This window comes from Siphonobacter sp. SORGH_AS_1065 (genome assembly GCF_030818595.1).
Lineage (GTDB): Bacteria > Bacteroidota > Bacteroidia > Cytophagales > Spirosomataceae > Siphonobacter.
The window spans coordinates 3,946,646-3,966,088 of sequence record NZ_JAUTAM010000004.1; the positions used below are offsets into that span (position 1 = coordinate 3,946,646).

At 46.8% G+C, this 19,443-nt stretch carries 18 protein-coding genes and 1 tRNA gene; 3 read left to right on the forward strand and 16 right to left on the reverse strand.

Annotated elements, in window-relative coordinates:
* Position 1 precedes the first annotated feature (1 nt).
* From QE390_RS17050 to QE390_RS17060, 3 genes are all read right to left on the reverse strand, one after another.
* Positions 2 to 916, reverse strand: coding sequence for an exonuclease domain-containing protein (locus QE390_RS17050; protein WP_307143029.1), 915 nt, complete (start codon positions 914 to 916; stop codon positions 2 to 4).
* 652 nt (positions 917 to 1,568) lie between these two features.
* The gene (locus QE390_RS17055) at positions 1,569 to 2,129 is read right to left on the reverse strand and encodes a hypothetical protein (RefSeq protein WP_307143030.1); all 561 of its coding nucleotides are present in this window, start codon (positions 2,127 to 2,129) and stop codon (positions 1,569 to 1,571) included.
* Positions 2,130 to 2,261: 132 nt separating this feature from the next.
* A complete protein-coding gene (locus QE390_RS17060; protein WP_307143031.1) occupies positions 2,262 to 3,038 on the reverse strand; it encodes a hypothetical protein in 777 nt (258 codons plus the stop codon).
* 447 nt (positions 3,039 to 3,485) lie between these two features.
* On the opposite strand from QE390_RS17060, the gene elbB reads away from it, so the two are divergent.
* Positions 3,486 to 4,169, forward strand: a complete 684-nt coding sequence (gene elbB / locus QE390_RS17065) for an isoprenoid biosynthesis glyoxalase ElbB (RefSeq protein ID WP_307143032.1) — start codon at positions 3,486 to 3,488, stop codon at positions 4,167 to 4,169.
* A gap of 39 nt (positions 4,170 to 4,208) precedes the next feature.
* Here elbB and QE390_RS17070 read toward each other — a convergent pair whose 3' ends face one another.
* Positions 4,209 to 4,595: a DUF3127 domain-containing protein gene (locus QE390_RS17070; RefSeq protein ID WP_307143033.1), complete on the reverse strand. Its 387-nt coding sequence runs from the start codon at positions 4,593 to 4,595 to the stop codon at positions 4,209 to 4,211.
* 130 nt (positions 4,596 to 4,725) lie between these two features.
* Here QE390_RS17070 and QE390_RS17075 point away from each other — a divergent pair.
* Positions 4,726 to 4,809 (forward strand) — tRNA-Leu (locus QE390_RS17075).
* Positions 4,810 to 4,934: 125 nt separating this feature from the next.
* Entirely contained in the window at positions 4,935 to 6,131 is a 1,197-nt protein-coding gene (locus QE390_RS17080; RefSeq protein WP_307143034.1) for a site-specific integrase, read from the forward strand.
* A 122-nt stretch (positions 6,132 to 6,253) separates the two neighbouring features.
* On the opposite strand, the gene QE390_RS17085 is transcribed toward QE390_RS17080, so the two are convergent.
* The 12 genes from QE390_RS17085 to QE390_RS17140 all read right to left on the reverse strand — a co-directional run bounded on the left by QE390_RS17085 (position 6,254) and on the right by QE390_RS17140 (position 19,441).
* Entirely contained in the window at positions 6,254 to 6,604 is a 351-nt protein-coding gene (locus tag QE390_RS17085) for a hypothetical protein (protein ID WP_307143035.1), read from the reverse strand.
* A gap of 129 nt (positions 6,605 to 6,733) precedes the next feature.
* The gene (locus QE390_RS17090) at positions 6,734 to 8,101 is read right to left on the reverse strand and encodes a hypothetical protein (RefSeq protein WP_307143036.1); all 1,368 of its coding nucleotides are present in this window, start codon (positions 8,099 to 8,101) and stop codon (positions 6,734 to 6,736) included.
* On the reverse strand, positions 8,101 to 12,828 hold the full coding sequence (locus QE390_RS17095; RefSeq protein ID WP_307143037.1) for a hypothetical protein: 4,728 nt from the start codon (positions 12,826 to 12,828) through the stop codon (positions 8,101 to 8,103). Before QE390_RS17095 ends, QE390_RS17090 begins: the two co-directional genes overlap by 1 nt.
* A gap of 64 nt (positions 12,829 to 12,892) precedes the next feature.
* Positions 12,893 to 13,429 carry a hypothetical protein gene (locus QE390_RS17100; RefSeq protein ID WP_307143038.1) on the reverse strand — a complete coding sequence of 179 codons (537 nt, stop codon included), beginning with the start codon at positions 13,427 to 13,429 and terminating at the stop codon, positions 12,893 to 12,895.
* Between the two features lies 1 nt (position 13,430).
* A complete protein-coding gene (locus tag QE390_RS17105) occupies positions 13,431 to 15,470 on the reverse strand; it encodes a DUF5977 domain-containing protein (protein WP_307143039.1) in 2,040 nt (679 codons plus the stop codon).
* Positions 15,467 to 15,928 carry a hypothetical protein gene (locus QE390_RS17110; RefSeq protein WP_307143040.1) on the reverse strand — a complete coding sequence of 154 codons (462 nt, stop codon included), beginning with the start codon at positions 15,926 to 15,928 and terminating at the stop codon, positions 15,467 to 15,469. Before QE390_RS17110 ends, QE390_RS17105 begins: the two co-directional genes overlap by 4 nt.
* 59 nt (positions 15,929 to 15,987) lie before the next feature.
* Positions 15,988 to 16,830 carry a hypothetical protein gene (locus QE390_RS17115; RefSeq protein ID WP_307143041.1) on the reverse strand — a complete coding sequence of 281 codons (843 nt, stop codon included), beginning with the start codon at positions 16,828 to 16,830 and terminating at the stop codon, positions 15,988 to 15,990.
* A complete protein-coding gene (locus QE390_RS17120; protein WP_307143042.1) occupies positions 16,827 to 17,132 on the reverse strand; it encodes a hypothetical protein in 306 nt (101 codons plus the stop codon). The genes QE390_RS17115 and QE390_RS17120 overlap by 4 nt, the downstream gene beginning before the upstream one ends.
* A 10-nt stretch (positions 17,133 to 17,142) precedes the next feature.
* Positions 17,143 to 17,484 (reverse strand): hypothetical protein, encoded by a 342-nt coding sequence (locus QE390_RS17125; RefSeq protein WP_307143043.1) that lies wholly within the window; start codon positions 17,482 to 17,484, stop codon positions 17,143 to 17,145.
* Positions 17,485 to 17,489: 5 nt separating this feature from the next.
* Positions 17,490 to 17,750, reverse strand: coding sequence for a hypothetical protein (locus QE390_RS17130; protein ID WP_307143044.1), 261 nt, complete (start codon positions 17,748 to 17,750; stop codon positions 17,490 to 17,492).
* Between the two features lie 348 nt (positions 17,751 to 18,098).
* Complete coding sequence (locus tag QE390_RS17135; RefSeq protein ID WP_307143045.1) at positions 18,099 to 18,758, reverse strand: hypothetical protein; 660 nt, start codon at positions 18,756 to 18,758, stop codon at positions 18,099 to 18,101.
* Complete coding sequence (locus QE390_RS17140) at positions 18,677 to 19,441, reverse strand: hypothetical protein (protein WP_307143046.1); 765 nt, start codon at positions 19,439 to 19,441, stop codon at positions 18,677 to 18,679. Before QE390_RS17140 ends, QE390_RS17135 begins: the two co-directional genes overlap by 82 nt.
* Positions 19,442 to 19,443 lie beyond the last annotated feature (2 nt).

Sequence of the window (19,443 nt, forward strand, 5' to 3'; positions counted from 1 at the left end):
TTTACTGAATCAAGGTTAAGAACTCTTCTTCGGTTAATACAACCAGCGGAAACCCTCGATTGATAAATTCTTCTGCTCGACGCATTTTTGTGGATTTCAGGTCTTCTCCGACCAATAAGGCATTTTGTTTCCCTACTACCACATAATGCGTTTGAGGTGAAATGTTTTTCGCCGCAACGCCTCCCTTCTGAATCACTAGATGCTGGGCTTCTTCGCGACTAAACGTTTCAAGATCTCCCGTGAAAACTACCAGCTTTCCAAACAGATGATGGTCAGGACTGGGGATTTGGTACAAATTCGGAATGACCGTGGCCGGTTTAGCTTTGCGACGGGGCCGGGGCGTGAGTCGGGCAAAACTGCCGTCCAGATTACGCTTGCTGATTTTGGTTTTATAAATCAGATCATCCAGATCTTCTGCCTGATGAAGTTCTGCCATACGAAGGGCTAGCATAGCACATACGCGGGCATCATCATCGGCCCGGTGATGCACAAACTTGATTTGATTATAATAGGCGAGATACCCCAGTGAGTGTTTAGGCTCGTTGGGCCAGGTAACCTTAGCCATGTCAACGGTGCAGGCGTATTGCAGGTTTCCAATAGTCAGCCCGTAATGATCGACAAGGCCACGCAACAGGTTCAAATCGTAAGAAGCATTATGGGCAAGAATGGTCTGATTTTCAAGATATGGGCGTATCTCGGACCATAACTCATCGAAGGTAAGTTCGTTTTCGAGCGTAGCTAATTCAATTTTATGAACACGTTGCTGGAAAAACCCCATTTCGAAGGGATAAGGCTTAATTAACCAGTATTTCGTTTCCTGTATTTTTCCGTCTTTCACAATGGTAATGCCTAAAGAACAAGCACTGGATCTGGCATTATTGGCATTCTCAAAATCTATAGCAACAAAATCTAACATAAGAAACTAAGCAATTGGGCCTAATCGCGAGATATAAATAAGTACCTTATCTATACATCACTCTAATAAATGTAAGGTTTAAAAGTAAAAAATGGTTGAAGAGGTAACGAATTTATTAAAAGGTAAATTCAGGTTGTGCTTGTTATTTATGAAAAAACCTCATCAGCAAGGCCGATGAGGTTTATACTAATCCTTTTTCAATTTAAGTTACAAAAATACGAATGATTAGTTTAGTCTCCCTAAAATCTAGTAATAATTACACGATATGATTAATTAGTTATAAGGTAAATTCAGCTATTGAACCATAAGCATAGAGGGCCAATGGTTTTGAAACCAATTGAAAATCAGGACTAATGGGATGAACATTGATTAAGTACGTCGATAGAGATAACCAATGAAAAACCCTACCCGGAAACCAGATAGGGTTTAAAAAATACAAGTGTTTACAAAGCATAAATATACGTATAGTCTATGTATATTCATTGGCGGAGTTACTTTTAATGGAATAGGTATGCCGTTGGTTGTTATGCCTGTTGCTTATCAACAGGGGAAAAGATGGCGGAATCTGATGAAGTAGAGGCATGTTAGACGAAGCGATAGGGCATAAAAAAACCTTCCATTTTTATGGAAGGTTTTTTTACTAGAGCAGACACTAGTCGTTAATGACGGGCTTTTTGTGTTTGTTTTTCCAGTTAGCCAGGTCTCGTTTTAATCGAGCTCTTAAGCTCTGGTTATAGGCTTCAATCTGAAAATTGATGTGAAGTATATTTTTAAAGGCATCCATAAAATACTCATCAATCTGAGACTTCGCCAAGGATTCGTCTTCCGTTTCCAGTGGGATAACAAAACCCAGGTGACGATTCTTCGTATTTAGAAAAACGGCATCAGGGTTCAAGCTGGTGTCGGAAGGGATAGAAACCAATAACTCAGGATCACCGGAGCAAGAGTAAGTAACTTTATAATGAGGTACCTCAAATTCCTGAACGGTTCCATACGTACTCCGTACCTTCATAGTGGTAGTGTGAGCGGGCTCAATTTTGGGAGTTTGGGTAATATTTACCGGATGGAGTGAATGCAAAGAAATGGTTTCATCCAGGTGAGAATCCAATTCAGACGACAGCGATTGACGATTCAATAAATCCTTGAATGCCTGATTATATTTTTGTTCAAAGTAAGTAGGCAGGGCGGTTTGAGTAGTAGGCGATGTAGTCATAATTGAACAGGTTGATCATGCTGATAAATTCGTTACTCGAATTGTAAAAAAACCGTGCCAGTGTTGCGTTTCCCTGATTCTATTACGTTTAAATCCATAGCCTGTTCTTATAAATCGCTAATTTATAAGAAGTTATCGTAAACGTTGGAGATATAATTTAACGCCTTGCGTTCCTTCAGCAATGTGAATAGTATTGGGAAGTGAGAGGGGAGGGGTAAGCTTTAATTCTACGATAGCTCCAGCAGGTATATAAGCAATAGAAGTAGAATTTACCGTATAATTGGGTTTAACAGAATATACTCCAGACTCGGCAAGAGGATTGTTATCGATGTATATCAGGGCAAAATACAGCCCCAGGGGTGTTTGATCGGGAGTAATAGAAAACGTAAGTTGGTAATAGCCTGCATTATTGACCTGAAATGAATAATAAGCATGACTAACAGAACTATAATTAGCTTTGATATCAGGCGAAGAAGTGTAGGTAGGAAAGAGCACAGCGACGGGATACGCCGAACCTTTATTCTGAGCTACGGCTAAATTCAAACGATTGGTATTGGAAGTTTTGTAGTTGTTATAGTCTAAAACGTATCCTTGCCGATTGTCCCAGGCATACAAATACGAGTTGTTAGGCACTTCACTGGAACGAACCATACGATCCCAATTCTTTCCATCATATACATAGAAGCCCGAATCCTGATCTATTTGGTAGATCATCAAACCAGCCACTGCGGTGTCTTTTCCAGGGCTTCCGGGTCTGTTTTGCTTTGTAATCCGTGGGATTAACAAACCTTTGTTAGGGGAAGAAATCTCCAGTTGAGCACTCGAATGAGGGGTGGAAGTACCGATGCCAACCTGAGCAAAAGTAGTTAGTGAGAAAATACTAAGAAGGAAAATAGAAAAATACTTCATAGGTGAAAAATCTTATAATTTAAAACCGCCGAATTTAAGGTATATGACTTAATTAATTAGGTTTCTATTCATATAAAGTATCTAAATAATTTTAGAATAATCGGCCCTCTAATGAGTCTTATTTATATAAGTAAAAGATATAGTAATATCCTTGCCGTCTTCTATTAAGATTACTGGTAAGGACACAAATTAATGTATCAACAAAAGCCTGTGATTGAATAAATTCCAATTTTATAATGAATAGGAATTAATATTTATTAAATGAATAATACAGATTTTCGGGAAAATTAAGCATTGATCAATAAGCTGAGTCTGGCTTGTTAATGGATAAAGTTTGAAGAAATTAATGATTGAATAGATGGATAATAGTTAGGAAAGATTACCTGTATTTTAATTTTTGTCTTCATGAATTGATCTTTTCTTTGCAGCACTAACCAAAGAATAATCATGAAGAAGATTGGAGTTATTCTGCACGGATCGGGTGTATACGATGGAACGGAAATCCACGAAGCGACCTTAGCTTTACTTGCCATTAAAGAATTGGGAGCTGATTATCAGTGTTATGCTCCAAATATGGTACAACATCATGTAATCAATCATCTCACGGGAGAAGAAATGTCCGAGCAGCGGAATGTACTGGTCGAATCGGCTCGTATTGCACGGGGGGCGGTGAAGGATTTGAAAGAGCTAAACCTGGAAGAGCTGGATGGCCTTCTGATTCCGGGAGGATTTGGGGCAGCAAAAAATTTGTCTAACTGGGCTTTCAATGGTCCGGCTGCTGAGGTATTGCCGGAGGTAAAAGAGCTTATTTTAAAAGCGGTACAGAATAAAGTTGCTATTGCTTCCCTCTGCGTGAGTCCAGTTGTCATTGCGAAAGCACTGGAAGGTTCGGAATATCATCCACTCCTGACGTTAGGTACAACCGAGGAAGCTTCCCCCTATGATATTTCTGGTTTTGCGGGGGGGATTGAAAGTGTAGGTTCGCAGCACGCATTAGCTGGCATCGACGAAGTCATTGTTGATGAGAAACTGAAAATAGTCACGGCTCCGTGTTACATGATGGAAACCGACATCGTAGGAATTCGAAAAAATACCCAACGAGCAGTGCAGAAATTGCTGGAAATCATCTAAACAAAAAGCGGTAGAGTAAGGCTCTACCGCTTTGGTTACTTAGAATGGTAAATCGTCCGTGCCGTTATCGGAAGGCAGGAGAGGAGACGCGGGAATAGAAGGAATATCTGAAGATTGATTTCCAACTCCGCCGACGAATCCGTTATTATCAACCAGGTCCACTTTCCAGGCTCTGGCTTCAGTGTACCAACGACCGTTATACTCACGCGATTCGAGGTTAAAAGAAACCTTGATTTTATCGCCGGTTGTGTACTGTTTGAAATCTGCTACTTTGTCTCCCCAAAGAGAGAAGTTTACTTTTTTCGGATATTGATCTTCCGTGGTTTCAATTACGAAATCCTGTTTTACCCAGGGATTACCTGTTTTGCTGGTTCCATTTACTTCGGGCAACACTTGTTGCAGGATACCTTCGATTTCTAATGCCATTTATTTTTCAATAAGAGGATTTGATTATCAGCACCTAGCAGGGTACTGGTGCTAATGCTGCTGCAAAAATACGATACACTACTTGCATTCGCTTCTAAAAATCTATACTTTTGCACCACATTAAACAAAGGGCGTTGTGGTGGAATTGGTAGACACGCTACTTTGAGGGGGTAGTGCCGGTTCCGGCATGGGAGTTCGAGTCTCCCCAACGTCACAGTCAAAAACCCGTTTTGGAGCAATCTGAACGGGTTTTTTCTTTACTCCCCCCTCATAATGTCTACCAAAAGTCTAAATAATGTCTCGATCCTGTCTCCATTAGCGAAACATTACGTACTATCCATGTCAGATATAGTTCGCCCGTACAAGCTTGCCAGCCTCTATAAAGTGTCTGGCGACACCGAGAAAGAACGCTTGGCCAAACAATGGGTAGTCGCCTATCAATGCTGGTCTGATATAAAAAACAAGCTAGTAAGAAAGCGGGTCGTTATTGGCGGGGATACCATTGCCGAACGGGAAAAAGAAGCAAAACGGGTAATTGGCGAAATCAATAAACTGTTAAAGGCTGGGGCTTATGAAGGCGAAGGAACTCAGCCCGTACCAAAAGTTGAATCTGAAAGCCTTTTCCCTTACTCCAAGCTCAAAGAAGCGTCAGACTATTACCTGAGAATTAAAAAGTACGAACTCAAAGAGCGATCTTATAATACTTATAAACAGTCTCAGACGATCCTGAGTAAGTTTTTAGAAGAAAAAGGGTTACAGCGAATCAAAATATCTGAGTTTCACGGCGGCTTGGCCTCGAGCTTTTCAGAATGGTCTAAAATTGACGCTGGCCATTCCAATCGAACCCATAACAAACACCGGGATAATATTTCTTCATTCTTCAATTTCTTGAAGACTAAGAAGCTGATTAGTGAAAACCCGTTTGTCGACATACGTACCCTGCCGACGAAATCAAGTCAGCATCGACCCTTTACAGCTCTACAGGTTCAGGAATTCAAACAAATATGTATTGAGAAAAGACAGGATGACCAGCTATGGTTCTTTGTCAATTTGCTCTATTTTACTTTCATGCGACCGCATGAGGAAGCCCGCCTTTTGAAGGTAAGCGACATTAAGAAAAATATCATAACAGTGTGGGCCGACCGGGCGAAAACGTCAAATACGCGTCACGTTAAAATACCGCCGGGGCTTGAAGCTATTTTTCAAGAATTGAGGATCCGGTCTTATTCCCCCCATTACTACGTTTTTACCGTCGATGGCGTACCTGGCCCTAAACCAGTCAGTACTGACTACTTTTATAAACGCCACGTAGCCATATTAAAAGAACTGGATTTATTCGGGTTTAACTACGATTTGTACGGCTGGAAGCATACGGGCGTAATTGCATTGTATAGGGCGACGAAAGACATAAAACTCATTCAGAACCAGGCTGGTCATTCAAATATCTCACAAACAGATGAATACCTTCGAGATCTGGGATTGTACGCTGAAGACTTTGATTTGTCTGGATTCCCCCCGCCTGATTTAGCCATATAGTAAAAATGGGAGGTGTAACTACACCCCCCATTTTTTTATTCCCCCTTAATCTTTAACGTTTAAATCGAAAGATTTTAGGGCAAAGCAAGAGTAAACATCCGGTCTATCCAAACTTATACTTCTTAAACTGACCCACCAGGCGAATTTATATCAATAAGTAACCCTTCGTCTATAATTGCATAATTGAGCGGATAACCATTTAATAGCGGAGTTTTTCGATACTTAAGATGGTATGCTTTTCGCCCGTTTAGTTTAATATAAGCTTTCTTTAGCTTTCGGGGCAGTTTACGCTGGTAACTTCCTTGCGAAAAATCTGCACGATAACGACCTAATCGCCGCAGAACATTGCTTAAATCCCGCATAGACTTTGCGGCCAAAGTAGCCGCCTCTCCAAACTGCACAATTGCTTTAGATTGCTTGAAAGATCTTTCGGCCTGCTTCATTTTTGCTAAGGCCATTTGTACGTCTGACATCGAAGGTTCTTTAAAATTTGATCATTTTTTCTACCATTAAAATACGAATATTATTCTGAATTTGAACCTGGCTGCAGCTGATATCGCAGAATATTATTTCCCCCTTAATGTCGTAGAATTTTATTTGGTTTACACCTTCCAAAGTTCTACTTCGACGGGTACGATTTTCTGATCGGCCGTCAGCGTTGCTTTCATGCTTCCAACCAGGTAATTGACGCCTTTGATGTGAACCTTATTTTTGAACGAAAACGTGGCCAGATCCGCCGGCGACAAATACAATACTTTGCGAAGTAGAAAAGTATTCGCTTTGAAGCGTTCGAACTGGGACCACCGCCTAGCGGGAAGGCTATTCGGTCCATGCCAAAAAAGCGAATTATCACTACTTACGGCCGTTGCCTTGTCTCCATCCCACAGTAAAAGTTTAGGCGTTCCCTTTGCCTGGCTGTCTTTGTTACGGGGCGAAATACCTGCCTGACTCGTTAACGCCAGCCCTGATTCGGGGTCCACCAGGCACGTCGAAAAACGTGACTTAATGGGCAAGGTGGATCCGCCTTCGTTTACGGCTGTTTCGGCCGTTATATACTTATCCATCGCCATGGGAATCGGCTTTAGTAAGGCGTCGTTTGAATCGATTTCATAAGATAGCTCCAGACGATTCACGGATTCGGGTATTTTGGTATGTACCAGATTTGCTTTCGCCGTCCAGTCCAAAAGCGTCGGTGCTTTCAGAATGTCATCGGCGAAACTAATCCCGCAGATCTGGCGGCGGACGTCGAAGTCGAGATACAAATTCAAAAGCTTGCGTAATTCGATGAGTAGTCCGCCCATGGTCATTTCCGGCAAGTGGTTTTGTACCTTGATTTCGCTCAGTTCATCGAGGGAAAACAGGTTAGCCAGGATCAACTGAGCCGCGATAGGATCCTGAAAATATTCGCCGTCGAATCGCCAGCCGACCAACTGGCCGAACTGATCGAGTAACCAGTTCAGAAAGACCATCGGCACCCTGGCCACTGAAGAATCGACCTGGTTAACTACCCCCGAAAATCCTTCGACGGCCTGGTTCCCGTAAAAGCCAGCGTTATGGATTGCGGGAAAACAAACGGCTTCTGTAAGACGCGTTGCTGGAATGGGTAGCGTACCAAAATCGATTTCCGAAAGGTTGATCGTTTGAAGGTCGCCAAAGATTTCACCCAAATTTTGAATAAAGTAAAGCGACCACCCCGCCGACGTCGTTTCGTAAATTTTCACGGAACCGCGTTCGATTAGCTGGCTGTCGACATATTTTTCGCAGGTGTAGCGACGGTTTTTATAGCCCGTTTGGGGGTTATAAAAGTGACCCATGATCCGGCGATTCTTCGGCGTGTCAGGTAGATTAAACCCGTACACCCGTGCCCCCTGAATCGTGGTAAAGTCAAGCAGGGGATTGAATTTTTCGAGGGTAAGGGCCATTCCGGGCGTTAGTTCAACGGAATGGCCCTCGATGCGTATATCGAGCATTATTTCAGGTTTGCATCGTTGGCAACGACTTGAATATGATTCATTACGTTCACAACATTCTGAACCGAAACTGACAAGTCTTTGGACGCGATACGACTCAGTAAGCCCGTATGCCCTTTGCTTTCATCCAGACCGGCCGTCAGCAGATCCGTAATAGCGACCAGCTGGTCGACGGTTGCGGCGGTATTGTCAGCAATGGCCGACATCATTTCTTGCGAAGCCGCAATCTGATCGTTTGTCGTACCTACATACGCACTAGGGTCGCCATCTGAACCCGGCACGTATACCCCATCGGCCGGAACTCCCCCCGAATAGGACGACGCGACGGCGGCGGCATCAGCTTCCGCCTGGCGTTGCATCTCTTCGGCGTCGGCCTGAGCCTGGGCGGCTTGGGCTTCGGCTTCCCTGGCGGCTTTCTTGGCTTTTTTGGATCCAAACAAATACATTCCCTGTTGTGAATAGGGCGTTTCCTGAATGGTACCCACGCCACCATTTGCGAAGATCTTCGCCCCGTTCCTATGCAAGCTCGAGTGCAAAAGCATATCTATTATGCTCCCGTTGTTTTTGTAAGTGTCTCGAGACAAAATCATGAATGGTTCGTCGCCTTCCATTTCCCCAACCTCTTGCCCAGACACCCGGTCGACCATGCTGATTCCGGCTTTCCCGTATTCGGATCCGTGACGACTCCCTTTTACGACGCCGGCATTCTTTACGTATGAGGTTCCACCTTTGGCAAAACTGGGCGGTTTCTGGCTTTTGATGATCCCGATCTGAATCGCGGCCATCGCGGCCGATACGCCAACCCCAATTAAGCCCAGGGGAAAACCCATAATGGCCATGGATTTCAACGCGGCTTGAGCGGCGTTAACCAGGGCCGCCGCAATTTGCAGGGATTGTTCGCGTTTGAACGCTTTGAGTTTTTCCTGTTTTACCCGCTCGTCGGCATCGGCGTCGATGTCAGCGATTCCTTTTTCGTACTCCTCCTTTGAAATGGTACCGGCCTTATACTGGGCATCCCACGACTTAATTTGTGCCGCTTTTTCCTTCTCGATTTTAGCTAACTGGCTTTCCAGGTATTTCTGATTAGCCTGTTGCAACGCACCGATGACCTGGCTGGCAACTGCCAATGTTTCCTGACCTTTTTTAGCGAAGTCCTGAAGCATTTTCTGATTGGCCGCCCCGTCGTTTTTGAGCTTTTCGCCCAGAAAACCCATAAACGCATTCAAATCCCCTTTTCCCAAAGCTTCGAGGGCGTTGAAATAACCCTCCATGTTCTCTTTTCGCTTCTGGATATGGTCTTTCCCTAGTTGGGTTTTGTCAGCTTCAAACTTTTCGTCGACTGCCTTCAGCTGGGTTTTCAGATTCGAGTCAATAGCCTTTTCAGCATCGGCCCGTTCCTGTTTGTCTTGAATGGCGGTTTTGTTGCGTTCCTTCTCTTCTTCGGCTTCCTTCTGAAGCTTCTGGGTGTGATATTCTTTTTCGGCCTTCAACTTGTCGAGTTTGGCCTGATAGATTGCATCCGCATTGTTTTTGGCCAGCTTCAGGTTCATATCCGCGTTGGCACTGGCTTCCTGAAACTGAGTATCGAAGAGATCCTTTTCGGCCTTGATTTTCCGAAGCCGCTGGGCCGATTCTTCCTTTTCGGTTTTGGCCCGACTATCGGCATCTTTTTCGTCTTTATCCTTACGGATCGCGTCGATTTCGTCGCTTAACCACTTGTTAATTTTGGCTTCAACTTGAGCCAGCTTTTCTTTGTCAGTGATCGTTTCGCGGGCGATGCGTATTTCGTCATTGGCGAATTGCTGGGCCTTTTTAACCTTCTTGACGAACTCATCTTCCAGCCAGCGTTCGGTCATCTGGTCTTGTTTAGCCTGAGCGTCGGCCTTGAGTTTGGCCACCGTAGCCAGTTGTTCTGCCTCGAGTAGTTCGATCTGCTGCTTTTTATTCTTCGCACTGGCGACTGATTTGCGGACTTCTTCGATTTCGCGTTCGTACTTTAGATTAGCCTGGGCGATTTCGCGTTCAAGGTCGTTTTTGATCGCTCTGACCTTCATATCCTCGATGGCCTTCAGGGCTGATTCGTTCGCTTTTTTATGCTCGTCAGCAACTTTTTTGGCATGGTCGGCCGCTTTCTTTTCCTCCTTCGACTGGAAAGTAGAATTATCGCCCGACATGGCATCGAGTGCCCCTTTATTGGCGGTTTTCTGGTGGCCGGCGGCATCATCAGCCCCTTTTTTCGAAGCGTTTACTTTTTTATCGACGTGGGCTTTGTGGTCGCCTTCGATAGCGGCTTGTTCGCTCTTGATTTTGTTTTTGTAACCATCCCCGAATGCCTGAGCGACTTTCGTTCCACCAGAAGCCCAGATGTTCGCGGCTTCGGCAAAATTCATGTTCTTCAGGGCATTCCAAAAGTCCTTGAGTACCCCTAAACCCACCTGAAGGGCATTCCATAACCCCGATACTGAAGCCCGTACCGTCTGCGAATGATCGTAGAGATACATCAGCCCGGCGGCCAGGGCGGCAATGGCCGAAATTACTAGCCCTATTGGGTTAGCTTTCATTGCCACATTCAAGGCATTTTGTGCAACTGTCATTGCACTAGTGGCGATAGCCCGTCCTTTTTCGGCGGCGGCAACGGCCAGCGAAGCGGCGGCGGCGGCGATAGCCTGAGCGTTGAACGTAACTAGGCCCACGGTCAAAAGAGCAAGGGAGGCTTTGTTGTCGTTTAAGAATTTTGGAATACTGGCGATTGTATTCACGAAGGCGATTAACGCCTGGCCAACTTTGAGAACTACGGGTAAGAGAAGTTGACCGAAAGACGTACTGGCGTCCTTCAATTGCTTGCCCATCTTAGCCAATTCGGCCGCCGCGTTCGTGTTTTTTTTGTTGAACTCGTCGGTCAAACTGGTGCCTTTCTTCATTTCTTCAGCGGCCAGTTTTTGGTACTTAGTAACCTGGTCGGTTTGATCCTTCAGCAGTGACATTACCTTCCTAGCTTCGTCACTTCTAATTCCTAAGCCTGCCATACGTTGGGTTACTTCTTCGACGGGCATTCCTTTAAGTGAGGCGGCCAATTTCAGAATAACATCGTTAGGCGATGAGTTAATCATCTTTTTAAATTCGACTTCAGTAATACCGATCTGCTTAGCAAATCCAGCCGTATCCTTTGCCGCGTTACCTAAAATATTAGAAAGACCACTTGCCGCAATTTCAGCCGTCAATCCCATTTCTTGGAAAGCGGCCCCCAGACCTAGTGTTTGGCTTATTTGGGGCGACAAATCTCCCAGCTGACCCATTCGAGTTGCGAAGTCGGCGACGACTGGGGCCGTAGCTGATCCGGCCGCCCCCAGGGCGTTCAGGGCCGACCCAATGTCGTTAATTGCCTTGCCGGCTTCCAGGTCTTTCGTTTCCTTGAAAAGCTTCTGTAAAGCCCCAATTTTGCTGGCCACTTCTTCAGCCCCGCCGCTGAACTCATCTCCCAGGGCGACGACCGCCCGGTCAACCGATTCCACGAAACCCAGAACCTCGTTCTTTGCAATACCTAACTGACCTGCCACGACGGCGATGTCGTTCAGATCTTCGACGGCCGTACGGGTATCGATCTTGCGAATATTTTCGACCAGTCCTTCGACTTCCTGGCTGGTCATATCAGTCGCTTTCTCGATGTCCGACATCGCGTCCGACATTTCGGCGGCCGACGTCACTGCCTCTTTTCCGAAACTGATTACCTCTTGAATGATGTCTTCCAGGCTGAAGGCGGCAAACGTGCCGATAGCGGCTTCTTTTACGCGTTTCCAGGACAAAGCATTGTCGTCGTTTTTATCGCGTAGCTCGTCCATCTCTTCGCCCACTTCATCAATCCGGCGTTCGACCTGATCGATCTCTTTCATCTTATCGATCCAGGCATCAGAGCCGACTTTCAGATCCTTTAGTTCGTCATTGAGTAGCTTAGATTTGGCCTGAAGCTGATTCATCGACGCGTCATTGAGATCGATGTTTCTAACCATGGCCGTCATCTGCTCGTTGACTTCCGCCTGGCGGCGTTGCAATTCCTGATACGCCTCAGATCCTTCCAGCGTCTCTTTTTTGACGCGGGCCATCTCTTCGCCCACGTCCGCGATTTTCGCGTCGACGGTGGCGATCTCGTTCATCTTGGCGATCCAGGCATCAGAGCCGACCGTTAAGTCCTTCAGTTCGTCATTGAGTAGCTTGGATTTGGCCTGAAGCTGGTTCATCGACGCGTCATTGAGATCGATATTCCGAACCATGGCCGTCATCTGCTCGTTGACTTCCGCCTGGCGGCGTTGCAATTCCTGATATGCTTCGGAATTCTCCTGGGCTTCTTTCTTCAGGCGGGTCATTTCTTCCCGTACTTCTACCATTTTGGCATCGACCTTGGCGATTTCGTCCATCTTGGCGATCCATTCTTCCGATCCAGTCTTCAGGTTCTTGAGCTCGCCCTGAAGTTGCCGACTACGGGCCGTTAGTTCGGCCATCGACGCGTCATTGATGTCGATGTTCTGTTTGAAGGATTTGAGTTCAGCGTTGACGTCTGCCTGGCGGTTCTTCAGATCCTTCCAGGCTTCCGACCCGACTTCGCCGGCGTCTTTCATCCGGCGTAATTCAGCGTTAATTTCCTTGGCTTCCGCCTGTAGTGATTTCAGGGTTTGTTCACCTTCTTCACCATCGACAACCACCTTTACCCGGCTGGTTTCTGTAGTATTCATGGCTAAAAAAAAATTGGCTTCCCTGCAAATTCAGGGAAGCCAAAAGCCTATCATAGGACGCCTTTTAATCAGGATTTTCAAGTATTCCAGCCATGAAATGCGTTAATAATTCTGAATAGCGAGCGGCAATTTTTCGCCGGGCGATGTTAATCATATTCACCTTACTCGAGTTGTACCAGGTGCCACGGTAGCCCCGCTTTACGCTGGGCACCTGGCGGCGACTTCGAGCCAGTGCCCAGGCGATTCGAAGGGTTGATCTGTCAGTCGTAGGTATCTTGGCTTTGCCTCGATACCCCGGCACGTAGGCAAATTTGTCGACGCCGATTTTTTCGACGTATTCTTCCATGGCTTCAATGGGCGGGGCATGAAGCAAATACGAGACTTTTGCCATGTCTTTAAAACGGCCATAGCCCTGAAATGAAATCGTTCCGGCCAGTTCTGTTGCTGATTCAGTCAGTTGATAGCTGAAGTTACGCTTCAGTTCTTCGGTAAGTACTAGCCCTTTCGCTTCCAAAGCCCGTTTAAACTCTTCGATCCCGTCCTGAATAACTTCTTCCAGGACGGGGCGAAGGTCTTTCATAATCTGTTCCGATACGCCCATTTTACAACTCGATTACCTGAATGAATAATTTGTCGCCTGATTTGAAGCCACCGGCCGCTAGAATTTCCGGAAAGTCGTTATGAGTGTAGCCATCCTGATTTAACTGGGAATTTGCCCGCTCGAACTTTAGCTGGCCATTCACGTACACGCGGTACGTTTGGCGACTGCCTGGGGTGCCATACGTGCGGAATCGCCACCAGAATTGATTTCCAGCAATGGGGAAATTTAGATCGTTCGAATTCTGGGGGAAAATGTAGGATCCGCCGGCCCCTTGAATGTCCCAGCTGTTGCCCATGGTTTGACCTTCTCCGATGAAAAACAAAGCGACTTTGCTAGGGTCTGAAGCTCGATAGTGGAAATGTCCAGCCGGAACGTCCCATTCGTAAAGTTCTGGCTGAAGAATACACACCCCGCGTAAGTTTGCGTATTCCTGGGTATTGATCCGGGCGAATTCTGCTTCGGCTTTCGCCTGAGCGTCGGCCTTGCTGATTTCACTTCCGAAAACGCCGGCCGTAATGCTGATAACAGCCGGGCCGCCAGTCATACCGTTCGTACAATTTTTACGGACGTAGGTTCCCGTCCGGTTGATGGCGTCGTTTACGAATGGAGTGACCAAACACTGGTCCGATTCCACAGGCGGGATGTAGCCAGGCTGACCCGGTACATTTTGCCGAATAGGTGTTCCGGGAACTTTCGTATTGTCGTCTAGGTAGTACTGCTCGAGTAGAGTAGCCGCCATTTTTCCAATCCGCTTGCCATTGCCATCAAGTAGGCAGGCCATAGCCTTCGGCCGCCAGCCCGTCGACCTGCTGGGAAGGTTTGCAGGGTTGGGCAATGCTGAAAAATTGCGTTCAGGAATACCATAGCGGAAAGTCAGCGTCCGCCCGATTAGATCTTCGTCGTCAACCTTACTTCGTAGGCTGTCAAACACCGGTACAAGCGGAACGAAAGCCCGATCCGTAACCAAATAGGCTTCTTTTGTCAGAATTACTTCTTCCAGATACCGAAGACTTTCTTTGGTTAGCCATCCGGTCGATATGGTCAGTTCCCGTTCGCCTCGGGTGGAATTGATGACTTTTTCCGAATAGCTGGGAAGATATTCCCAGCCCGTAAAACGATCCGATAGGTTACGCGTGACCTTCAGGTTTTCTTCGCCCCTACCAACTAAATACAAGGTATCATAACCGCCCAGACTATTCGCAACGATCACAAATCTCACGTTACGCCGGTATTCCTGCTCGATGCGATACTCTCGGTATTCACTCAGGCGTTCATCGGCCTGATTGGATAGCCAGACCCGGTACGAAACGACGATCTTTTCTTTTTTGTCCAATCCTAAAGCCTTCGGTCCGACGGGTACGCAGTGAACCGAAAACGGATACACATTCGCAAGGGATTCGCTACAACCTTCTTCCGTGGTTAAATCCTCGTAACGAGCCAAAAAGCAAACTTTTAAACTGGTCGGGTTCGGGGATCCATTCGTAAACCAGTACAGAAACTCAGGCTGGTCAGGGTGAATCTTTTTTGTAATGGGCGACCAAGTTAAAAAACGCCGATTCTTACCCATGAATTCGGTAAAGAATAGATCCTTATAGGCCGCGTAGTCCTGTTCGTTAATACCTGCCTTGATGGCGTACTGAACGGGCTGGGTGTAACGATAGATTTCTTCGTCGTTATTCTCGATAGTTAGAACGCAGTAATAAGGCGTAACCAGGCCCGCACAAACGTCGATTTTGACCTGGTTAAAACTGGGGGCTTTTCGCTCGAGCAAAGATTCTAACTGTTCCTGAATTTCAAAGAATGCCCCCTGGTAAAGTAAGCCCGTTACGGCCGCTTCTGGGGGCACTTCCGCCCCCTCGAGGGTGATAAGTTCGGTATACTGGTTCGATAGGTACGAGGCCGGAACCATCACGCGGCAATAGTAGCGAAGGCCCGTCCGGTCCTGATAAATTATAGGGTCGGCTGCCTCGATGTTGATGACGATAGGATTCAACGCCAACCGGGCCGGCGAATAGGAAAGAATGGCTAGTTTATTTTTCATACAAGCAGGGAATTAATGTTGAATTCCAACGGTACTTCCAGCCGCCAGCCATAATGATTGTCGGCCCATAATTGGTTGACGGTTTCCTTTTTCATTCCATTCCATTCGAAATTGACCAGGCCATTCTTACGGTCTTTCTTGAGTTTGGTCTGAAGGTCGTAAACGATGCGTAAAGCTTTGGCGTAAGCTTCGACCTGCTTATCGGGCTTGTCGCCTGGGGCTTTGAAAAGTACCGTTATGCCGGTAATGAATGCTTCGCTGAAGTTAGCCCCGCCATTATCGAGCGACTCGATGACCGGTTGCTCAAGCCAAACGAATGGATAGTCGAAGGATGGCAACGAACGGGCGTAAGCGATACCGAGTTCGGCGGATCCAAAACAGAAAAAGCGAACGTCAGGATGATCGTTCGCCCAGTCTTTAAAGTAATTAATGTAGGAAATTAAATCGCCTGGGATCATAAGAAAAAGCGTTTTTTTGGGGAATTTGGAACGCTTTTTCGATGCCTGGTAGGACGCTTTTATTCTGCACTGGCGGCCGCCTCATTTGCCCGGCGTACCTTCAGATTGCTATCGCGAAGAAAGATCCAGACCGTGTGACCGTTTTGGCGACAAACCTTGTCAAAATCTCCGAAAGTGCCGGTCTTTGCCACTTCCATCAACATTGTTACCAACCCTTCGCCGTTTTTATAGATGGGCGGGGTATCGTCGTCATCCGCTGAATAGACATCTTGGTACTGTTTCAAAAAGCCGCTGTTCATCCATTCGAAGTAGTGCAAGAGGCACATAACGACCCCCGTTGATAGATTGCCTTTTTCGAATAGCTTCGCCCGTTCCTGGGCTATTACCGTGTTATACTCTTCCCGGTGATCTCCGTTCCAATCCGCTGACGCTTTGAAGGTGGCCAGGTCTTTCCGCTCGGGCCGACAAAGCGTTGCTATGATCTGGTAAATGGCTTTTGTACTTGGGTTTTCTTTCCTCGAGAAAGCCATGTACTGAATGTTGGCCATGGCGATTTCGATAGCTGAAGTATTGGCGAAATGTGGCTCAGGGAGTAGATACGTAACCCCCTCGAACGTAAAGCTGGCGAAGGGCTTCTTTTCAATTTTCGTTTGCTTCCAGATCCAGTTCGTCAGCCGAACCAAACGAAGCCGGTCTTCTACATCGATGCCCGTAGTTACTGACAGCGGGGCGGCCAGGATCGTCAAAATGGCTTGCCATTTGAGTTGTGCCCTGGTGCCAGCTCCTAACGTCTCCACGTCAATCAGCCGAAGCGGTAAAAGCGATTGCAACTGTTCCGGTGTACATTCTTCCCAGCGTTCGGGCACCTGGTAGGCCGTCCCGTCTAATCGTATCGTTTTCATTTGAACAAACTTGTGATAGATAAAATAACGGCGACCGTTCCTATACCCCGCCAGATCCAATTTTCCCGAACTACGACCTTCTTTTCGGCTTCAACTTTTTGAGTGGTGCCCTTCTGGTTTTCTAGTTCCGAATTCAAATACGCTTCCCGATTTTGGCTACTCTGAAGCGAAGTTTCGAGGGTAGTATTTTCGACTTGGCAGGTTTGAAGCCGGCCGCGTAAGTCGATGACTTCCTGACGGGCAAAGTCGCCCCTGATTAGATCCTGGTGAATGGCTTTAACGTTTTTAACCAGATCTGCCACGGCGGCCGTACTATCGCTTCTGGTACCGTTCGTTGATTGCCCGAATAGACTCGAGAATGGACAAATTGCGAGCAGAATCCAGAGCGTTTTTTTCGCGTAAACGGAAAATTTCGGCATCTTTTTCGCTGATTATAAGGTCTTTTTTTGCCAGATCTTTGGCATGTTCGGCTCTAACCTGGTCTTCGGCCGCTTTCTTGGCAATTGCCGTTAGCGTAGTGCGTTCAGCCTGGCATCCTTTCAATTCCTGACCCTGTTTATAGTGCAGATAAAGTATAGGAATGACGGGCAATAGGTAGGGTAAAATTTGGGCGAAAAGAGGCCATGCCCTTTTCGCCCAGGTGATCCAGTTCATTAGACCTATTTTTGGCCTTCTAAGGCTTCAAAATCAACCGTCAGGCCCGATACGGCACTGACGGCGGCCGCGATCCAGCCGATGACGGTACTGATCTGAAGAACGGCCGCCGGTACGGGTAAACCCGAACTGACGATTTGATCCTGAAAGATGGAAAGACCACCCGCCACGGCGGCAACGATGGCACCGCCGTACATGAGCGGTTTGAAAAACTTAGACGTTGGGGCGACTAATCGCTGTTGAAACGTCAGCTGGTTTGTTTTCATGGTGAATTGTTAAAAGGGTAAAAGAAAAGGTACTGTCTTTATCTACCGCGTGTCGGCTTTTCGGTCGGCGGCTGGCTGGGCGGCTGAATTTGATGGGCCGACTGTCGGGGCGGTGGTGGCGGTGGTAGCCGGTCTAAATTATAAGGGATCCCACTAGGATAATAACCGATTCGCGTTCGATCATGGGCTGGCCATGGTTCGCGTTTTGACGTGGCCGAATAGCGATCGTTTTGCTTAGGCTTCCATTTAGCCAGGGCCAGAATAGCCGAAAAGATAAGATGCCAGATAAAGGCTCCCACAAGCATAAAGGCAATCCCATCTTTCCAATTCATCGCCTCGATAACTTCTTTACTTGGCATTTTTTAAAGCCTTTATAGATTCGAAATAGGGCGTAATGTGGTTGACCATCAGTTTGACGTCGCGTAACCGGCGGCGTACCAGGTAGACCCCGCCGACCGTGCCTTTCCCGCCCGTAGTATTGAACCCGATGGTCTGAATATATTCGGCGTCAGGATCCCAATTTTTACTTGCGTAGCCTTCGACATGGCTGGTAAACAGGCTTACCCCATCCATTAATTGAGGCTTTCGGCCGATTCGCTGGTTTCCCCTGGTGGACCTTCGATAAATGATTTTTTGAGGATCCGAAAACCAGCTAAAAACCGCCCCTGGGGCCGCAATGGGAAGGCGAACGCCGTTCGCCAGGTGACACCAGTACAAGCCACTGGCACAGTAAAAAGCGTTTTTGGGAAGTAGAATCGCCTGGTTGTACTTAGCGATGTCGCGATGATCGTTTCGGTTGGTCTTTTCCCGAACGTGCAGCTGACTTTTTGCGGTGTCGAATACCGCTTGCCGAAGGGCGTCTTCGGTCTTGAAAGGAATGGCGGCCCCGATCCAAAGTTTGGGTTTCGGGGCCGCCGGCTTTTGGGCTAGGGCTTGACTAAATGCGATAACGCCAAATAGAATAAAAAGCCAAGAATAATTGAGACGGTAATTTTGGTACGTTGCCATGCGGTCAGTTCTTCTTTGAATTCAGTGTAAATATTCCGCCCGAATCCGAAGAATGGTAGGACATAAAAACCGACAAAAGGCACTACTAAAAACACCATCAAAAGGGCCGTTGGCAAGTCCGAAAACTGAACCAGCTTCTCGAAGAAAAATTTCTGAATACTGGTTTCGTCGTAGGGTTGCAACTGCTTATCGAAGGGAAGCGATTTGTTCATCTCGACGATTCGTTCCTGATAACCGACAAACATCTGGTAGCAGAAAATCAAGAGACCCAGAATGCCAACCACTTGAAAAATGGCCATCTTACTATGCGTAAATTGCCACCAGGGCGTTTTTTCGCCAGCGTCGACTACTGGCATATTCAGGCCCAATTCGGCGGCGATTTCGCGGGCTTTGTCTTCATCCTGACTGGCCAGCAATAACAGACGCCGCTTTTCTTCCATATCGTCCGTTTTACGAGCATCTTCCCGGAAAAATTTTGCATCCTTTAACCGACCGTCGTACTCTTTTAAAAGTTGACTTTCGTGTTCCTGACGTTCGCGTTCGCGTTGCTGGTTGATCTGCTCGAGCATGGCGTTTGCCTGGGCGATCTGAGCCTGGGCGGTGGCTTCGGCTTGAGCGGTGTCACTGAAGCGATTTAGTGGAATAACAGGTGATTCAGTTTCGATCATGTTTGCGGTATTCATGG